A 15,838-nucleotide genomic window follows, 5' to 3' on the forward strand; every position below is an offset into this window, starting at 1 on the left:
TAATGCAAAGCGCATGCCCGTCCCGTTCGAATCGGTTCGGGTATCCTTGGGCCACCATTTTCCCGGAGTCCAGCGATGCCAAAGATTATTGCCGCCAATTTGAACGGAATCCGTTCCGCCACCAAAAAAGGATTCTTCCTGTGGATGGCGAAACAGGATGCCGATTTTGTCTGCGTCCAGGAACTCAAGGCGCAAGAGCCCGACATGTCTGCGGAGATGCTGGCCCCGGACGGGTATCACGGCTACTTTCACTACGCCGAGAAAAAGGGCTATTCCGGCACCGGTATCTACAGCAAGCGCAAACCGGATGCGGTCGTGACCGGCTTCGGCAATCCTGAGTTTGATGCCGAAGGCCGCTATGTGCAATGCGACTATGACAACCTCAGCGTGATCTCGGTGTATTGCCCGTCGGGCTCGTCGAGCGACGAGCGGCAACTGGCGAAATTCCGCTTCATGGAGGTGTTCCTGCCGCATCTGGCGGTGCTCAAGTCGCGCGGTCGTGAAGTGGTCATTTGCGGCGACTGGAACATCGCGCACAAGGAAATCGATTTGAAGAACTGGAAGGGCAACCTGAAGAATTCCGGCTTCCTGCCCGAAGAGCGCGCCTGGCTGTCACGGATTTTCGATGAACTCGGGCTGGTTGATGTGTTCCGCCAGGTCGATAGCCGGCCTGAGCAATACACCTGGTGGAGCAATCGCGGCCAGGCCTGGGCCAACAATGTCGGGTGGCGTATCGATTATCAGATTGCTACGCCAGGCCTCGCCGCCAAGGCCAGGGCGGTCGAGATCTACAAGGCCGAGCGGTTTTCGGACCATGCGCCGCTGACGATCGAATACGACGCATAAGCGCAAACGGCGCTGGAACCGGCCTCAGCTGTCGCGGCTGTTGCGCTCGCGCAGCCCGAGCGGTGTCGCGCCGAACCAGCGCCGCACCGTCCTGCTGAAATTGGACGTGTCGGCATAGCCGAGCTGGGCGGCGATGTCTTCGACGCTGCAGCGCGTGTGTTGCAGCAGCCATAGCGTGCGCGCCTGGCGCGCCGCATCCAGCAATTGCTGGAACGTGACACCGTCGGCACGCAGGCGGCGCATCAGCGTGCGCGGGGTCAGGCTGACCGCAGCGGCCACCTCCACCAGTTGCGGATAGCGTCCTGCCGGCGCCGCCGTCAGCATTGCTGCGACGCGCTGTGCGATGCTGCCATCAGGCCGCTCGGCGAGTGTGTCATCACACTCGCTGCAGGCCTTCGCGTGTGCGTGGCGGTCCGCTCCCAGGCAGGGCAGACCACAGGCCTCCCGGTCGATATGAAACGCCAGCGCCGGCTGACCGAAGCCGATCTGCACCGGCACATAGCGGTCGTATTGCGCGACCCAAGGCGGTAGTGCCATCGGCATCTCGACGCGCAAGCCGGCCGGCAACTGGCCGGTCGCCGCGGCGATCAGGTGCAGCACCGCACCGGCCATCAGGTCGAGCACGAAGCCACGCGCATCGCCCCAGTCCGCTTGCTCGGTGGCCTGCAGCACCGCGCCTTGCGGCGTGACGCGCCATTCCCATGCAAACGACTCGTTGCGCAAGCTGCCGTAGCGCGCCAGCACTTCCAGCAAACTGCCGATGTCGCGCGCCGTGACCGCGGCGATGCCCAGCGCTCCGTGTGCCGTCACCGGCAGGCTGGCGGCCAGATCCAGACCCAGCCAGGGCTTGCCGGTGGCGCTGATCGCTGACGTCACGAGCCGGGTCACTGTCTCCTGTGGCAAACGACTGTCATCCGTGAGCAGGGTAGCCCAATCGAGTTGCGCGGCAGCCAGCACATGGTCGCCATCGATTGCGCCTTGTTGTAGCAGCATGCGCAATTGTCGCGCATAGATCGGCGGCGTCAGTGTGCTCGACCGGTTCAAGGCAGTGTCTGCAGTCATCGTGTCAGTGAAAAAAACCCGCGGTTGTTCGGCCAGCCTTCGAACGCCGCCGGCACGTGTCGCATTAAGACGATTGCGTGGCATCGGCGTCGGTGGCGCACGCATCGGAAACGTCGCACACTGAACTGGATCGGTAGCCCAGATTACCGCGAATTCCAACAATAATGGAGACCAACCGCATGTCAACTTCCGCCCCCGTGGTGCCGTATGTCGACCACAAACGCTTTGCCTGGATACTCTCGCTGCTCATCCCGATGTCGATCGCCACCGGTCCGCTGCTGTGGCAATGGCATCCGGTGACGCTGATGCTCTGGCTGCCGGTCATCTTTACGTATTGCATCGCCCCGCTAATCGACCTGGCGATGGGGACCGACACCAGCAACCCGCCGGAATCGGCAGTGCCGGCGCTCGATGCCGACCCCTATTACCGACGCATCACGTTCGCGCTGGTGCCGCTGCTGTGGGGCGCCTTCATTTACGCGGCCTGGTTCAGCCAGAGCGTGGTGCTGTCGTGGCAGGCGCAACTGGGGCTGATCCTGGCGACCGGCGGCGTCGGCGGTTTCTGCATCAACCTCGGTCACGAGATCGGCCACAAGCGTGCGCCGCTGGAACAGTGGCTGGCGCGGCTGATTCTGGCGCCGACGTTTTACGGCCATTTCACGGTCGAGCACAATCGTGGCCACCACCGTGATGTCGCCACGCCCAATGATCCGGCCTCGTCGCGCATGGGTGAGTCGATCTGGCGCTTCGTGCTGCGCGAAATGCCGGGTGCATTCCGCCGTGCGTGGCAACTCGAACAGGCGCGCCTGCAGGCCGACGGCCTGCCGCTCTGGTCGCTGCACAATGCCATCCTGCAGCCGGCGCTGATCACGTTTGCACTATGGGGCGCGCTGTGCCTGTGGCTCGGGCCGCAGGTGCTGCTGTTCCTGTTGCCGGCCGCGCTGTGGTCGAACTTCCAGCTGACCTCGGCCAACTACATCGAGCACTACGGCTTGCTGCGCCAGGTCAGGTCGAACGGCCGGGTCGAGACCTGCAAGCCGCAGCATTCGTGGAACAGCAACCATGTCTTTTCGAACTGGGCCACGTTCCATCTGCAACGCCATTCCGATCACCATGCCCATCCGCTGCGGCGCTTCCAGTCGCTGCGTCATTTCGATGCCGCGCCACAGCTGCCGAACGGCTATTTCGGCATGTTCACGGTCGCGTATTTCCCGCCACTCTGGTTTGCCGTGATGGACCGGCGACTGGTCGACGCGGTCGGACGCGATCCAGCCCGGATCAACTTTGCTCCGGGCCAGCGCGAACGGCTGATGGCGCGCCATGGACTGGTTGACCAGGCCAGCACAGCGTCGGTGGCGAAGGAGCAGCCATGAATGCCGACTTCGATTTCGTCATCGTCGGCGGCGGTACCGCAGGCTGCGTGCTGGCGGCCCGGCTGAGCGCCGACGGGCGCTATCGCGTCTGCCTGCTCGAGGCTGGCGGCGACGGTCGCGACCTGCTGATCCGCCTGCCTGCCGGCGTGGTCGCGATGATGCCGGGCAAGCCGGTGAAGATCAATAACTGGGCCTACGACACGGTGCCGCAACCCGGCCTGGCGGGTCGCACCGGCTACCAGCCACGCGGCAAGGCGCTCGGTGGTTCGTCGGCGATCAATGCGATGCTGTACGTACGCGGCAATCCGGCCGACTACGACGAGTGGGCCAGCCTCGGCTGTGACGGCTGGTCCTACGCCGAGGTACTGCCCTACTTCAAGAAGTCGGAAAACAACCAGCGCGGCGCGAGTGCATTGCGCGGTGACAGCGGTCCGTTGCACGTGGCGGAACAGCAAAGTCCGCGTCCCGTGTCACAGGCCTTCGTGGACGCCTGCGCCGAAAACGGCATCGCGCCCAACCCCGACTACAACGGCCCGTTCCAGGAGGGCGCGTTCCTGTATCAGGTGACGCAATTCCATCAGGGCGAGCGCAATGGCCAGCGCTGCTCGGCGGCGGCGGCCTACCTGCATCCGGTCATGGAGCGCCGCAACCTGACCGTCCTGACCCGGGCACAGGCGCGCCGCATCCTGTTCGACGGCACGCGGGCCATCGGTATCGAATACCAGCAGGACGGCAAAATCCATCAGGTGCGGGCAAGTCGTGAAGTCGTGCTCAGCGGCGGCGCCTTCAATTCGCCGCAATTGCTGATGCTGTCCGGCGTTGGCGCGCGCGCCGAGCTGGATCGTCACGGCATCGCGCCGGTGCATCTGCTGGAGGGCGTCGGGAAGAACCTGCAGGATCATCTGGATTGCGTGATGTCGTTCCGCTCGAAGGACACGGACATGTTCGGCATTGGCGTGGGCGCGCTGATGACCCAGATCGGCGCCTACCGCCAATGGCGGCGCGATGGCACCGGCATGATGGCCACGCCATTCGCCGAGGGCGGAGCGTTTTTCAAATCGTCGCCCGAGCTGTCGCGGCCGGACCTGCAATTGCATTTTTGTATTTCGATTGTCGATGACCATGCCCGCAAGCTGCATCTGGGCTACGGTTTTTCGTGCCATGTCTGCGTGGTGCGGCCGGCCTCGCGTGGCACGGTCTTCCTCAACAGTACCGATCCGCTGGCGGCACCGGGCATCGATCCGCAATTCCTGTCGGACCAGCGCGACCTGCAGCTGCTGCTGGCCGGCACCCGGACGATGCGCAAGATTCTCAATGCACCGGCGCTGGCGCGCTACCGCGCCAAGGAACTGTACACGGAGAACGTCCACACCGAGGCCGAGCTGGAACAGTACGTGCGCACGCATTCCGACACGATTTACCATCCGGTTGGCACCTGCAAGATGGGGGTGGATGCGCTGGCCGTGGTCGATCCGCAATTACGGGTTCATGGCCTGCGGCAGTTGCGCGTGGTCGATGCCTCGGTCATGCCACGCCTGATAGGCGGCAATACCAACGCACCGACATTCATGATTGCCGAGAAGGCGGCTGACATGATCCTCGCTGCTGCGCTCACTGCTCCTGCGACCACGGTGCGATCTTCGGCAACATCAGCATCCCCGGTATCGTGAGGGCGAAGCAGACAAAGAAGAATAGAAACCAGCCGGTCTCGGCCACGATGTAGCCGGCCGAGGCGTTGATGAAGGTGCGCGGCACCGCGGCCAGGCTGGAGAACAGCGCGTACTGGGTGGCCGTATAGCGGGGATCGGTGGCGCGCGACAGGTACGCCACGAACGCCGCCGCGCCGAGTCCGAGGCTGCCGAAGGCTTCGAACGCAATCACCGCGCCCAGCACCAGCGGATCGGGACCGACATGCGCCAGCCAGGCAAACCCCAGCACGGCCACGGCCTGGATTGCCCCGAACACCCACAGGCCGCGATTGATGCCGATCTTCAGCATCCAGATGCCGCCGACGATCCCGCCCGCCAGACTGGCCCACAGCCCGGTGGTCTTGGCGATGACGCCAATCTGCGTCATCGAGAAGCCGACGTCGAGATAGAACTTGGTCGACAACGCCGTGGCCATGCTGTCACCCAGCTTGTACAGAAAAATGAAGGCCAGAATCCACAGCGCATTGCGCCAGCCATCGCGCGCGATGAACTCGCGAAACGGCAGCACCACGGCTTGCGCGATATTTTTCGGCGGGGCGCCGTACAGCTCGGGTTCCTTGACCAGCAGCGTGCAGATCAGCCCCGGCAACATGAACGATGCGGTAATCCAGAACACCGGTTGCCACGGCATCCGGTCGGCCAGGATCAGGGCCAGCGCGCCGGGCACCATGCCGGCCACTTTGTAGGCGTTGACGTAGACGGCTGCGCCCAGGCCCTGTTGATTGTCGGGCAGGATTTCGCGCCGATAGGCATCGACCACGATGTCCTGGCTGGCCGACAGGAATGCCACCACGCTGGCCATGACGGCGATCCAGGAAATCTGCGTCAGGGGATCGAGCATGCCCATGGCGCCGATCGCCACGAACAGTGCTGTCTGGGTGATTGCCATCCAGCCGCGCCGACGTCCCAGTGTGCCGAAGTGAAACCGGTCCATCAACGGCGACCAGAGAAACTTCCAGGTATAGGGGAACATCACCAGCGCGAACAAGCCGAGCGCCTTCACGTTCAAGCCCGACTTCGCCAGCCACGCCTGCAGCAGATACAGCAGGATGAACAGTGGCAGTCCGGAGCTGAATCCGAACACCAGCACCGCCAGCATGCGGCGGTTGACGCAGTCGCGCCAGTGCACGGCCGGCGCGGTCATGGATTGCGCCTGGCGTCGGCGCGGGAATTTTTCTTCAGCCGGAATACCGCCAGGCTGCCGCGCCAGTTCGGCAGCACGCTGACCGGTTGACCGTCATGCAGGGCCACGCACTCGAGCACGTCCAGTCCGACCTGATTGGCCAGCTGTTCGAAATCCTTGATCGTTGCGCAACGCAGGTTGGGGGTGTCATACCATTCGTACGGCAGGGTTTTCGAGACCGGCATGCGGCCTTTCATCAGCGCCAGCCGGTGTGGCCAGTAGGCGAAATTCGGAAACGACACGATCGCCTCGCGCCCGACCCGGGCGATATCGCGCAACACCGGTTCGACGTGCGTCATCATTTGCAGCGCCGACAAACACAGCACGGTATCGAAGGCGTTGTCGGAGAACATGGCCAGACCGGTTTCCATGTCCTGCTGGATCACCGACACGCCGCGCTCAATGCAGGCCGGGATCTTGGCGTCGTCGATTTCAATGCCGTAGCCGTGGCATTGCTTGTCGGTTTGCAGGTAGTCGAGCATCACGCCATCGCCGCAACCCAGATCGAGCACCTGCGTGTCCGGCCGCACCCAATGCGCGATAAACGCGAGGTCGGCGCGCAGTTGTTTCAGTTCGTTGAAATTCATGCGTGCTCTGCCTCAAGTGCTGCCTGGATTTTCTGATAATACGCACGCACGGCATTCATGTAGCGCGGATCGTCCTGCAGGAACGCATCGTGTCCATGCGGGGCGTCGATCTCGGCGTAGCTGACGCGGCGTCGGTTATTCACCAGCGCCTGCACCATCTCGCGGCTACGCTCGGGCGCGAAGCGCCAGTCGGTCTTGAACGACACCAGCAGGAACTCGGCTTGAACGCCGGCGAAGGCGCGCGTGAGATCGCCGTCAAACGCGCGCGCCGGATCAAAATAATCGAGCGCCTTGGTAATCAGCAGATAGGTGTTGGCATCAAAGTAGCGCGCGAACTTGTCGCCCTGATAGCGCAGATACGATTCAATCTCGAAGTCGACGCCGAAGTCGAACTGGTAGTCGGCCGAACGCAGGTCGCGACCGAATTTCTCGGCCATGTCGTCGTCCGACAGATAGGTGATGTGGCCGACCATGCGCGCCACCCGCAAGCCATTTTTCGGCACCACGCCATGCGCGTAGAAGTCGCCGCCGTGATAATCCGGGTCGGTCAGGATGGCCTGCCGGGCGACATCGTTGAAGGCGATGTTTTGCGCCGACAGCCTGGGCGTCGACGCCACCACGACACAATGCCGCAAGCGCGCCGGAAACAGTAGCGCCCACGCCAGCGCCTGCATGCCGCCGAGCGATCCGCCCATGACAGCGGCAAACCGGGCGATGCCAAGGGCGTCGGCCAGGCGCGCTTGCGCCTGCACCCAGTCCTCCACGGTAATCACGGGAAAGCGCGCGCCATAGGGTTTGCCGGTGGCGGGATCGGGATGCATTGGCCCGGTCGAGCCAAAACAGGAACCGGGATTATTGACGCCGATAACGAAGAAGTGATCGGTATCGAGCGGCTTGCCGGGGCCGACCATGTTGTCCCACCAGCCCGGGTCGCCCGGATTGCCGTCTGCGTCCGCGTACATGCCGGCCACATGATGGGAGGCGTTGAGCGCGTGGCACACCAGCACCGCGTTCGAGCGCGTCGCATTGAGCGTGCCGTAGGTTTCATACACCAGCGAATAATCGGCCAGCAGCGCCCCGCTTTGCAGCGGCAACGGAGTCGAAAAGTGCATGGTCTGGGGTGTAACGATGCCGAGTGATGTCATGTTGATTCGGGTGCAGCCAGCAATGGGCGTGGTCGCAGTTTTCCTTGGTTCACGGTGCGTGGGCGGAGCGGGGCGGCGTGCAATAAAAAAGCCCGACTGCGGGTCGGGCTAAGAACGCCTAACAAAACGCGCCTTGCTGCGTTGCCGCGCCTTGTCGTACAGGTGTACTGTCTGCGGCGCGGCGCCTTGCCAGACACGTCTTGTTAGACGTTCGAAATCGGGGCTTGCGAACAAGCTCGCTTTAGCCGTATTTATTACGCGCCCGCAAGCTGATCTCAAATCGGCGCCGCGCACAAAGAATAACCATCTGGCCGGTTGGCGTCAAACGCAGGTTGCATTCCTTGCCGGTCTGGATGCCGGTGCTGTCAGCCGAACAGTTTCGCCTTGAGCATCCCGAGCCCCTGTTGCATCAGGTCGCCTTCCGGCACCTGACCATGCGGCGTAAGCTGGTCAATAATTTGCGGCAGCAGCTGGGCCAGTCCGGTGGTGGCGTGTTCCGGTGCAATGCCGGCGTCGTTGGCCGCCCTGGCAATGGCTTCTTCACCCAGCGCTGCCTTGATTTGATCGCCGGAAATCGGCTGGTTTTCACCGTGCCCGATCCAGGATGCCACCTGGTCCCCGAGGCCGCTGTCCCTGAGTTTTTGCAGCAGTGCGGGTACCCCGCCGGCGCTGTTGATCAGCCCCATCGCGCTGCCAAACAAGTCACTCTGTGACACCGGGTCCTGCTTTTGCGCACCCAGCGTTCCCATTACCTGTCCTGCCAATTGATCGAGAAGTCCCATGGTCATCTCCTGGTGAAGGGCGCCGGGCTGAATCCGTTCGGTTCCTGGCGCAAACAAAGAGGATGGACGATGCAGGGTCACTGTAGCGCCCAGCCAGCTGGAATGCTCCCGCAGTTGCCAGGCGCCAGGCGCGGCGTCGGCGTGAATCGGGGTAAGCATCCCGAAAAAGGATAGCACTCCGTGGCGATGACGAGCGCCAATTTTCGCCCCGGTTGATCCGGCGCGCAGCCATCGGTGGATTACAGCGTCGCCAGCCGCTCGACGCCATCGGCAATCGCCTTCGGCTCGATCGCGCGCAGTATCTTCCTGGTTTGCGGCGTCAGCAGGCGCAGATCGCTGTTGAGGATTTCCTGCTTGACCGCCAGCAGCTGCGACGGATGCATCGAGAACTCGCGCAACCCCATGCCCAGCAGCAGCCGCGTCAGGCGCGTGTCGCCGGCCATTTCGCCGCACACTGCCACCGGCACGCCGTAGCGCGCGCCGATCGCAATCGTGCTGGACAACAAGTACAGGATCGCCGGATGCAGCGGGTTGTACAGATGGGCAACCTCGTGGTCAACGCGGTCGATCGCCAGCGTGTACTGGATCAGATCGTTGGTGCCGATCGACAGAAAGTCCATGCGCTTGATGAACAGTGGCAGCGTCAATGCCGCCGCCGGGATTTCGATCATCGCGCCGATCTGGATCGCATCGTCGAACTTCTTGTTAGCGTCGCGCAGCTGTTTCTTGGCCTGGGCGATCATCTGCAAGGTCTGGTCGATTTCAAACGCGTGCGACAGCATCGGCACCAGCAAGCGGATCGGACCGAATGCCGAGGCGCGCAGGATCGCGCGCAGCTGCATCAGGAACATTTGCGGTTCGGCCAGGCAGTAGCGAATTGCGCGCAATCCCAGCGCGGGATTGAGCGCCGTCTGTTCGGCGATGTCGAGCGGTTTGTCGGCGCCGATGTCAAGCGTGCGAATGGTCACCGGCCGGCCTTTCATGGCAACCACGGCCTTGCGATAGGATTCGAACTGCTCATCCTCGGTCGGCAGTTTGTTGTGATAGCCGGTGCGGCCCATGAACAGGAATTCGGAGCGGAACAAGCCGACACCGCTGGCGCCCGCGTCGAGTGCGGCGGCGCAGTCCTCGGGCAGCTCGATATTGGCCATCAGGTGGATCGGGGTGCCGTCGATGGTGACGGCGGGGGTCTTCTTCAGCTTGCCAAGTTTCTTGCGCTCGCGTGTGAGTGCGATCTGGCGTTCGCGATACTGTTCCAGCACCTGCGGGCTCGGGTCGACAATCACGACGCCGGCGTCGCCGTCGATGATCACCCAGTCATCCTGCGCAATCAGTGCCGATGCGTTCGACATGCCGACCGCGGCTGGAATATCCAGGCTGCGCGCGACGATGGCGGTGTGCGAATTCTGACCACCCACGTCAGTGACGAATCCGGCGAATGCACGGTCGCGAAACTGCAGCATGTCGGCCGGCGAAATGTCATGCGCCACCACGATCATGCGCGGCGTCTTCTCTTCGTCGTTCTTGAGTGCGGGCAGGGTGGTGGCGGTGCCGGTCAATACCTTGAGCACCCGCTCGCCGACCTGCTGGATGTCGGCCTTGCGCTCGCGCAGATAGGCGTCTTCGACTTCATCGAACTGCGCCGACAATTCGTCGATCTGGGTCACCAGCGCCCACTCGGCGTTGTAGTAACGGGTGCGGATGATGTTGAGCGGAACTTCGGAAATCATCGGGTCCGACAGGATCAGCACATGCACGTCGATGAAGGCGCCCAGTTCGGCCGGCGAATCCTTGGGCAGCTCGCTCCAGATGGTTTGCAGTTCCTTGTGCACGGTCTGGATGGCGCTGCGCAGACGCTCGACTTCGGCTTCCATCTGGTCTTCGGCGATCAGGTAGTGCTTGACGTCGAGGGCCGCCGGCGCGAGCAGATGCGCGCGTCCGATCGCGATACCGCGCGAGACGGAAATGCCATGGAGCGTAAAAGAGGCCATCGGTTGTCGTCTTCAGTAAAAGGGTTATTCGCCTTCGCCGAACTTGTCGTCGATCAGTGCCTGTAACGCGGTAAAGCATGCCTGCTCATCCGGGCCGTCGGCTTCCAGCAGGACTTTCGCGCCCTTGCCGGCGGCCAGCATCATCACGCCCATGATCGATTTGGCGTTGACGCGGCGCTTGTTGCGGGTCATCCAGACTTCACTTTGAAACTTCGCTGCCAGCTGGGTCAGCTTGGCCGACGCCCGCGCATGCAGCCCCAGCTTGTTGATGATTTCGAGTTCTTGCTGGATCATGAGTCAGTCTTAAAAAAATTAATTTGGCGACAGCCGGACCCGGTTGTCAACGCGTACCACGCCACTTTGGCCCCCCGCCAACGCCATCTCGACAACCACGTCGAGCGTGTCGTTGCGATACGTCAGCGCGCGCAGCAACATCGGCAGGCTGATGCCGGCGATGACTTCGACGCGCCCCGGATCGTGCAGGGGCAAGGTGCAATTCGACGGCGTACCGCCCATCACATCGGTCATGACCAGCACGCCATCGCCGGCATCAAGACGTTCGATGACGACCTTGGCGACGCGCTTGACTTCAGCGGTGTCCTGGTCGGCGCAGACGTCGACGGCTTCAAGCCGCTCGGGTCGCCCGCGAAACACGTGCGACGCAGCTTCAATGAACGCCTGACCAAGCGGCGCATGAGTCAAGAGAAGAATGCCAACCATAGGGTGCTTTTAAAGCCTGAAAGGGAGCCGTCGGGATTTGTCCTCAAACCGGTTCAGACGGCTCTTTCAAGCGCGTCCACGAACATCGCGGCGACATTGCATCCGGTCTGTTGCCGGATTTCCTGAAAACAGGTCGGACTGGTGACATTAATTTCTGTCATGTAACCACCGATCACGTCCAATCCTACCAGCATCAGTCCGCGCGCAGCCAGTATTGGCGCAATGCCATGTGCAATTTCCAGATCGCGCTCGGTCAGCGGCTGCGCCACGCCGACACCGCCGGCGGCAAGATTGCCGCGCACCTCGGTGCCTTGCGGGATGCGCGCCAGGCTAAATGGCACCACGGCGCCGTCGATCAGCAGGATGCGCTTGTCGCCCTTGACGATCTCCGGGATGTAGCGCTGGGCCATGATGGTCTGGCGTCCGTTCGCTGTCAGCGTCTCGATGACGACGCCGAGGTTCATCGCATCATCCCTGATGCGGAACACGCCGGTGCCGCCCATGCCATCCAGCGGCTTGAGGATGATGTCGCGGTGTTCCTCGTGAAAGGCGCGCAGGCGGGCATCGTCGCTGGTGACCAGGGTCGGCGCGGTGTACTGCGGGAACAGCGCGATCGCCAGCTTTTCGTTGTGGTCGCGGATCGCGGCCGGCTTGTTGACGATGCGCGCGCCGTCGCGCTCGGCCAGCTCCAGCAGATACGTGGTGTAGACGTATTCCATGTCGAACGGCGGGTCCTTGCGCATCACCACGATGTCGAATTCGTTCAAGGCCCTGGCCTGTCGCGGCGCGGCGCGGTACCAATCCTGCGCCTCGCCGGTCAGGGTCAGTTGCGCCACGTTGGCCGTCACCGCGCCGCCGGAAAATGCCATGTCGCGCGGCTCGAAGGCATGGATCTCGTGGCCGCGTCCGGCCGCTTCGGCCATCATCGCAAAGGTCGAATCCTTGTAGGTCTTGAAGCCGTCCAGCGGATCGGCGATGAAGGCAATTTTCATTAGTAGATTTCCGGATTGGGATCGGTTTTTTCCAGCTCGATCGAGGCCGCCAGCAACGCCAGCCGGGCGACCACGCCGTACAGGTAAAAACGGTTCGGTGCGGTGGTGCCGGGCTTGGCGTGCAGGTCCGGCAGCGAGTGTTGGTGGGCAAAGGCCAGCGGCACGAAATGCGCGCCCGGCGCGTTCAGGTTTTCATTGACGTCGCGATCGGCGTGCACGCGATAGAAGCCGCCGATGACGTAGCGGTCGATCATGTACACCACCGGTTCGGCCACCGAATCGTTGATGCGCTCGAAGGTATGCACGCCTTCCTGCAGGATTACGTCGGTGACTTCGACGCCGTCCTTGACGACCGACATCTTGTTGCGTTCCTTGCGTGACAGGCCGCGTACTTCGCTGCCGTCCTTGACCGTCATGATTCCCATGCCATAGGTGCCGGCATCGGCCTTGATGATCACGAACGGGGTTTCCTTGATGCCGTACTCGCGGTATTTCTTGCGGATGCGGGTCAGCAGCGCGTCGACCTGGAGCACCAGCGCATCTTCGCCGGTGCCGTCCTTGAAGTTCACCGAACCGCCCTTGGCAAAATACGGATTGAGCATCCACGGATCGATGTCGATCATCTTGGCGAATTTCTTGACCACTTCATCGTAAGCGGCAAAGTGATTGGTCTTGCGCCGAATCGCCCAGCCGGCATGCAGCGGCGGCAGCAGGGTTTGCTCGTTGACGTTTTCGAGCGAGGACGGGATGCCTGCCGACAGGTCATTGTTGAGCAGCACCGTACAGGGGTCGAAGTTTTTCAGTCCGAGGCGACGGCCATTGGCCGAGCGCTCAAGCGGCTCCAGAACCAGGGTGGTGCCATCCGGCAGTGCGATTGGCGTGGGTTCCTTGATGTCTTCCGACAGCGAGCCCAGCCGCACATTCAAGCCTGTCTGGCGGAATATCTGCACCAGCCGCGATATATGCTGCAAATAAAACGTATTGCGGGTGTGGCCTTCGGGAATCAGCAGCAGATTCTTGGCATCCGGGCAATATTTGTCGATCGCCGCCATGGCAGCCTGCACGGCCAGCGGTAACATCTCCGGCGCGAGATTGTTAAAGCCGCCCGGAAACAGGTTGGTGTCCACCGGCGCCAGCTTGAAGCCGGCGTTACGCAGATCGACGGAACAATAGAACGGCGGTGTGTGTTCTTGCCATTCAAGCCGAAACCACCGTTCAATGGCGGGAGTCGCGTCGAGGATTTTTTTTTCGAGGTCGAGAAGTGGGCCGTTCAGGGCCGTGACGAGATGCGGAACCATGTAAACCTTTGACAGGACGGTGCGAAATCATGCTCGCACGATGAGGCAGATTCTAACGGTTATCCCCGCAACCGTTTTGCGGCCGGGCTGCGTAATCAGCCGAATTTTTACATTAGGGCAATACGTCATTTTTAAAGATCAGCGCGAAAAAAAAGCGCTTCTGGAAGGAAGCGCCTTGTAGAACCGGCCGCCGGCACAGCACCGGTCAGCCAGAGTTTGACATGGATCAGGAGTGGTAAGCCGATTCGCCGTGGCTGGAAATGTCCAACCCTTCGCGTTCTTCTTCCTCTGCCACACGCATGCCGATGATCAGGTCGACCACCTTGTAAGCAATCAGGGAGACGACGGCCGACCAGACAATCGTGGTCAGTACGGCCTGGCCCTGAATGATGACTTGATCGAGGATCGAGTAATCTGCCGCCATCTTGTTGGCGACATAGTCGTAGATTCCCTGACCGCCCAGCGAAGGAGCTGCAAACACGCCGGTCAGCAAGGCGCCGAGCACCCCGCCGACGCCATGCACGCCGAACACGTCCAGCGAATCATCCGCGCCCAGCAGGCGTTTTAGACCATTGACACCCCACAGGCAGATGAGACCGGCCAACAGGCCGATTGCCAGCGCGCCCATCGGACCGACAAAACCGCAGGCTGGCGTGATGGCGACCAGGCCGGCAACTGCACCGGAAGCGCCACCCAACATGGAAGGCTTGCCCTTGGTGATCCACTCGCCGAACACCCATGAAATGGTTGCCATTGCCGTTGCCAGCAGGGTATTGACGAACGCCAGTGCTGCGACATCACCTGCTTCGAGTGCCGAGCCGGCATTGAAACCAAACCAGCCTACCCACAGCAGCGAAGCGCCAATCATGGTCATCGTCAGCGAATGCGGCGCCATCGATTCCTTGCCATAGCCAACCCGTTTGCCGATGACGTAGGCGCCGACCAGGCCAGCCACGGCGGCATTGATATGCACCACGGTACCGCCAGCGAAGTCGAGTGCGCCTTTTTGCCACAACCATCCGCCTTTTGCTGTTTCGGAGGCCAGTGACGCCGCATCCTTGATGCCATCAGGACCAGGCCAGAACCAGACCATGTGGGCGATCGGCAGATACGAAAAGGTGAACCAGAGCACGATGAACAGCAGCACGGCGGCAAACTTGGCACGTTCTGCGAAGGCGCCGATGATCAGGCCACAGGTGATTGCCGCGAAGGTTGCCTGGAACACCACATAGACGAACTCAGGAATCACGACACCCTTCGAAAAGGTTGCTGCAGTGGCGAAGGTTGCCTTGGCCGGATCGAAAATTCCATTCAGGAACAGGCGATCGAATTTGCCGATGAACGGCGTTCCTTCGGTGAATGCCAGCGAGTAGCCGTAAATGCACCACAACACGATGATCACGGCGAACACCATGAACACCTGCATCAGGATCGACAGCATGTTCTTCGAGCGGACCAGGCCGCCGTAGAACAGGGCCAGGCCCGGGATCGTCATCAGGATCACGAGCGCCGTGGCGGTCATCATCCAGGCAGTGTCACCCTTGTTTGGCACCGGAGCGGCCGCAGCCGCAGGGGCAGCAGCAGGCGCAGGCGCCGGAACCGCGAGGGCGCCGGCAGCTGGTGCAGCCTCAGCTGGTGCCGCGGCAACCGGAGCAGCAACCGGCGCTGCTGCAGGTGCTGCTACAGCCGGCGCATCCGGCTTGGCGACAACCTCGTCAGCTGCCATTGCGGCTGGGGTGATGCCCACCGCGCAAAGCAGTGCGGCCGCTGCGATAAAACTTGCAAAATGTTTTTTCATTAGTGTCCCCTTAGAGCGCTTCTTTGCCGGTTTCGCCGGTACGAATCCGCACCACTTGCTGCAGGTCGTAGACGAAAATCTTGCCGTCACCGATTTTTCCGGTGCGGGCTGCGGTTTCAATGGCTTCGATAGCCTGGTCGACGATGGCGTCGTCAACCGCTGCTTCGATCTTTGTTTTTGGCAGGAAATCGACCACGTACTCGGCGCCGCGATACAGCTCGGTATGGCCTTTCTGACGGCCGAAACCCTTGACCTCGGTGACGGTGATGCCCTGCACCCCGATCGCCGACAAGGCCTCACGGACCTCGTCGAGCTTGAAGGGTTTGATGATGGCGGTGATCAGTTTCATGAC

15 protein-coding genes are annotated in these 15,838 nt (G+C 62.1%); 3 read left to right on the forward strand and 12 right to left on the reverse strand.

Annotated elements, in window-relative coordinates; translation table 11 throughout:
* Nucleotides 1–75 precede the first annotated feature (75 nt).
* A complete protein-coding gene (locus tag RCH09_RS04710) occupies nucleotides 76–846 on the forward strand; it encodes an exodeoxyribonuclease III (RefSeq protein WP_326939894.1) in 771 nt (256 codons plus the stop codon).
* Nucleotides 847–870: 24 nt separating this feature from the next.
* Here the strand turns inward: RCH09_RS04710 and RCH09_RS04715 are convergent, their stop codons facing one another.
* Nucleotides 871–1,908 carry an AraC family transcriptional regulator gene (locus RCH09_RS04715; RefSeq protein ID WP_326939895.1) on the reverse strand — a complete coding sequence of 346 codons (1,038 nt, stop codon included), beginning with the start codon at nucleotides 1,906–1,908 and terminating at the stop codon, nucleotides 871–873.
* A 179-nt stretch (nucleotides 1,909–2,087) separates the two neighbouring features.
* Between RCH09_RS04715 and RCH09_RS04720 the strand changes: the two genes are divergently transcribed.
* Together RCH09_RS04720 and RCH09_RS04725 are read left to right on the forward strand one after the other, a co-directional pair.
* Nucleotides 2,088–3,281: an alkane 1-monooxygenase gene (locus RCH09_RS04720; RefSeq protein WP_326939896.1), complete on the forward strand. Its 1,194-nt coding sequence runs from the start codon at nucleotides 2,088–2,090 to the stop codon at nucleotides 3,279–3,281.
* Complete coding sequence (locus tag RCH09_RS04725) at nucleotides 3,278–4,951, forward strand: GMC family oxidoreductase (protein ID WP_326939897.1); 1,674 nt, start codon at nucleotides 3,278–3,280, stop codon at nucleotides 4,949–4,951. The genes RCH09_RS04720 and RCH09_RS04725 overlap by 4 nt, the downstream gene beginning before the upstream one ends.
* On the opposite strand, the gene RCH09_RS04730 is transcribed toward RCH09_RS04725, so the two are convergent.
* The 11 genes from RCH09_RS04730 to RCH09_RS04780 form a co-directional block, all read right to left on the reverse strand.
* Nucleotides 4,893–6,134, reverse strand: a complete 1,242-nt coding sequence (locus RCH09_RS04730) for an AmpG family muropeptide MFS transporter (RefSeq protein ID WP_326939898.1) — start codon at nucleotides 6,132–6,134, stop codon at nucleotides 4,893–4,895. The genes RCH09_RS04725 and RCH09_RS04730 overlap by 59 nt on opposite strands.
* Entirely contained in the window at nucleotides 6,131–6,760 is a 630-nt protein-coding gene (gene metW / locus RCH09_RS04735; RefSeq protein WP_326939899.1) for a methionine biosynthesis protein MetW, read from the reverse strand. Before metW ends, RCH09_RS04730 begins: the two co-directional genes overlap by 4 nt.
* The gene (metX, locus tag RCH09_RS04740; RefSeq protein ID WP_326939900.1) at nucleotides 6,757–7,905 is read right to left on the reverse strand and encodes a homoserine O-succinyltransferase MetX; all 1,149 of its coding nucleotides are present in this window, start codon (nucleotides 7,903–7,905) and stop codon (nucleotides 6,757–6,759) included. The genes metW and metX overlap by 4 nt, the downstream gene beginning before the upstream one ends.
* A 365-nt stretch (nucleotides 7,906–8,270) precedes the next feature.
* Nucleotides 8,271–8,687: a YidB family protein gene (locus RCH09_RS04745; protein WP_326939901.1), complete on the reverse strand. Its 417-nt coding sequence runs from the start codon at nucleotides 8,685–8,687 to the stop codon at nucleotides 8,271–8,273.
* Between the two features lie 239 nt (nucleotides 8,688–8,926).
* Nucleotides 8,927–10,678 (reverse strand): phosphoenolpyruvate--protein phosphotransferase, encoded by a 1,752-nt coding sequence (gene ptsP, locus RCH09_RS04750; protein ID WP_326939902.1) that lies wholly within the window; start codon nucleotides 10,676–10,678, stop codon nucleotides 8,927–8,929.
* A gap of 24 nt (nucleotides 10,679–10,702) precedes the next feature.
* Nucleotides 10,703–10,972, reverse strand: coding sequence for an HPr family phosphocarrier protein (locus RCH09_RS04755; RefSeq protein WP_326939903.1), 270 nt, complete (start codon nucleotides 10,970–10,972; stop codon nucleotides 10,703–10,705).
* 18 nt (nucleotides 10,973–10,990) lie between these two features.
* On the reverse strand, nucleotides 10,991–11,398 hold the full coding sequence (locus RCH09_RS04760; protein WP_326939904.1) for a PTS sugar transporter subunit IIA: 408 nt from the start codon (nucleotides 11,396–11,398) through the stop codon (nucleotides 10,991–10,993).
* A 53-nt stretch (nucleotides 11,399–11,451) separates the two neighbouring features.
* Nucleotides 11,452–12,390, reverse strand: a complete 939-nt coding sequence (gene gshB, locus RCH09_RS04765) for a glutathione synthase (RefSeq protein WP_326939905.1) — start codon at nucleotides 12,388–12,390, stop codon at nucleotides 11,452–11,454.
* On the reverse strand, nucleotides 12,390–13,688 hold the full coding sequence (gene gshA, locus RCH09_RS04770) for a glutamate--cysteine ligase (protein WP_326939906.1): 1,299 nt from the start codon (nucleotides 13,686–13,688) through the stop codon (nucleotides 12,390–12,392). The genes gshB and gshA overlap by 1 nt, the downstream gene beginning before the upstream one ends.
* A 226-nt stretch (nucleotides 13,689–13,914) precedes the next feature.
* The gene (locus RCH09_RS04775; RefSeq protein ID WP_326939907.1) at nucleotides 13,915–15,486 is read right to left on the reverse strand and encodes an ammonium transporter; all 1,572 of its coding nucleotides are present in this window, start codon (nucleotides 15,484–15,486) and stop codon (nucleotides 13,915–13,917) included.
* A 10-nt stretch (nucleotides 15,487–15,496) separates the two neighbouring features.
* The gene (locus tag RCH09_RS04780; RefSeq protein WP_326939908.1) at nucleotides 15,497–15,835 is read right to left on the reverse strand and encodes a P-II family nitrogen regulator; all 339 of its coding nucleotides are present in this window, start codon (nucleotides 15,833–15,835) and stop codon (nucleotides 15,497–15,499) included.
* Nucleotides 15,836–15,838 lie beyond the last annotated feature (3 nt).

The sequence above is a fragment of the Actimicrobium sp. GrIS 1.19 genome, from assembly GCF_035984655.1.
In the GTDB taxonomy this organism is placed as follows: domain Bacteria; phylum Pseudomonadota; class Gammaproteobacteria; order Burkholderiales; family Burkholderiaceae_D; genus Actimicrobium.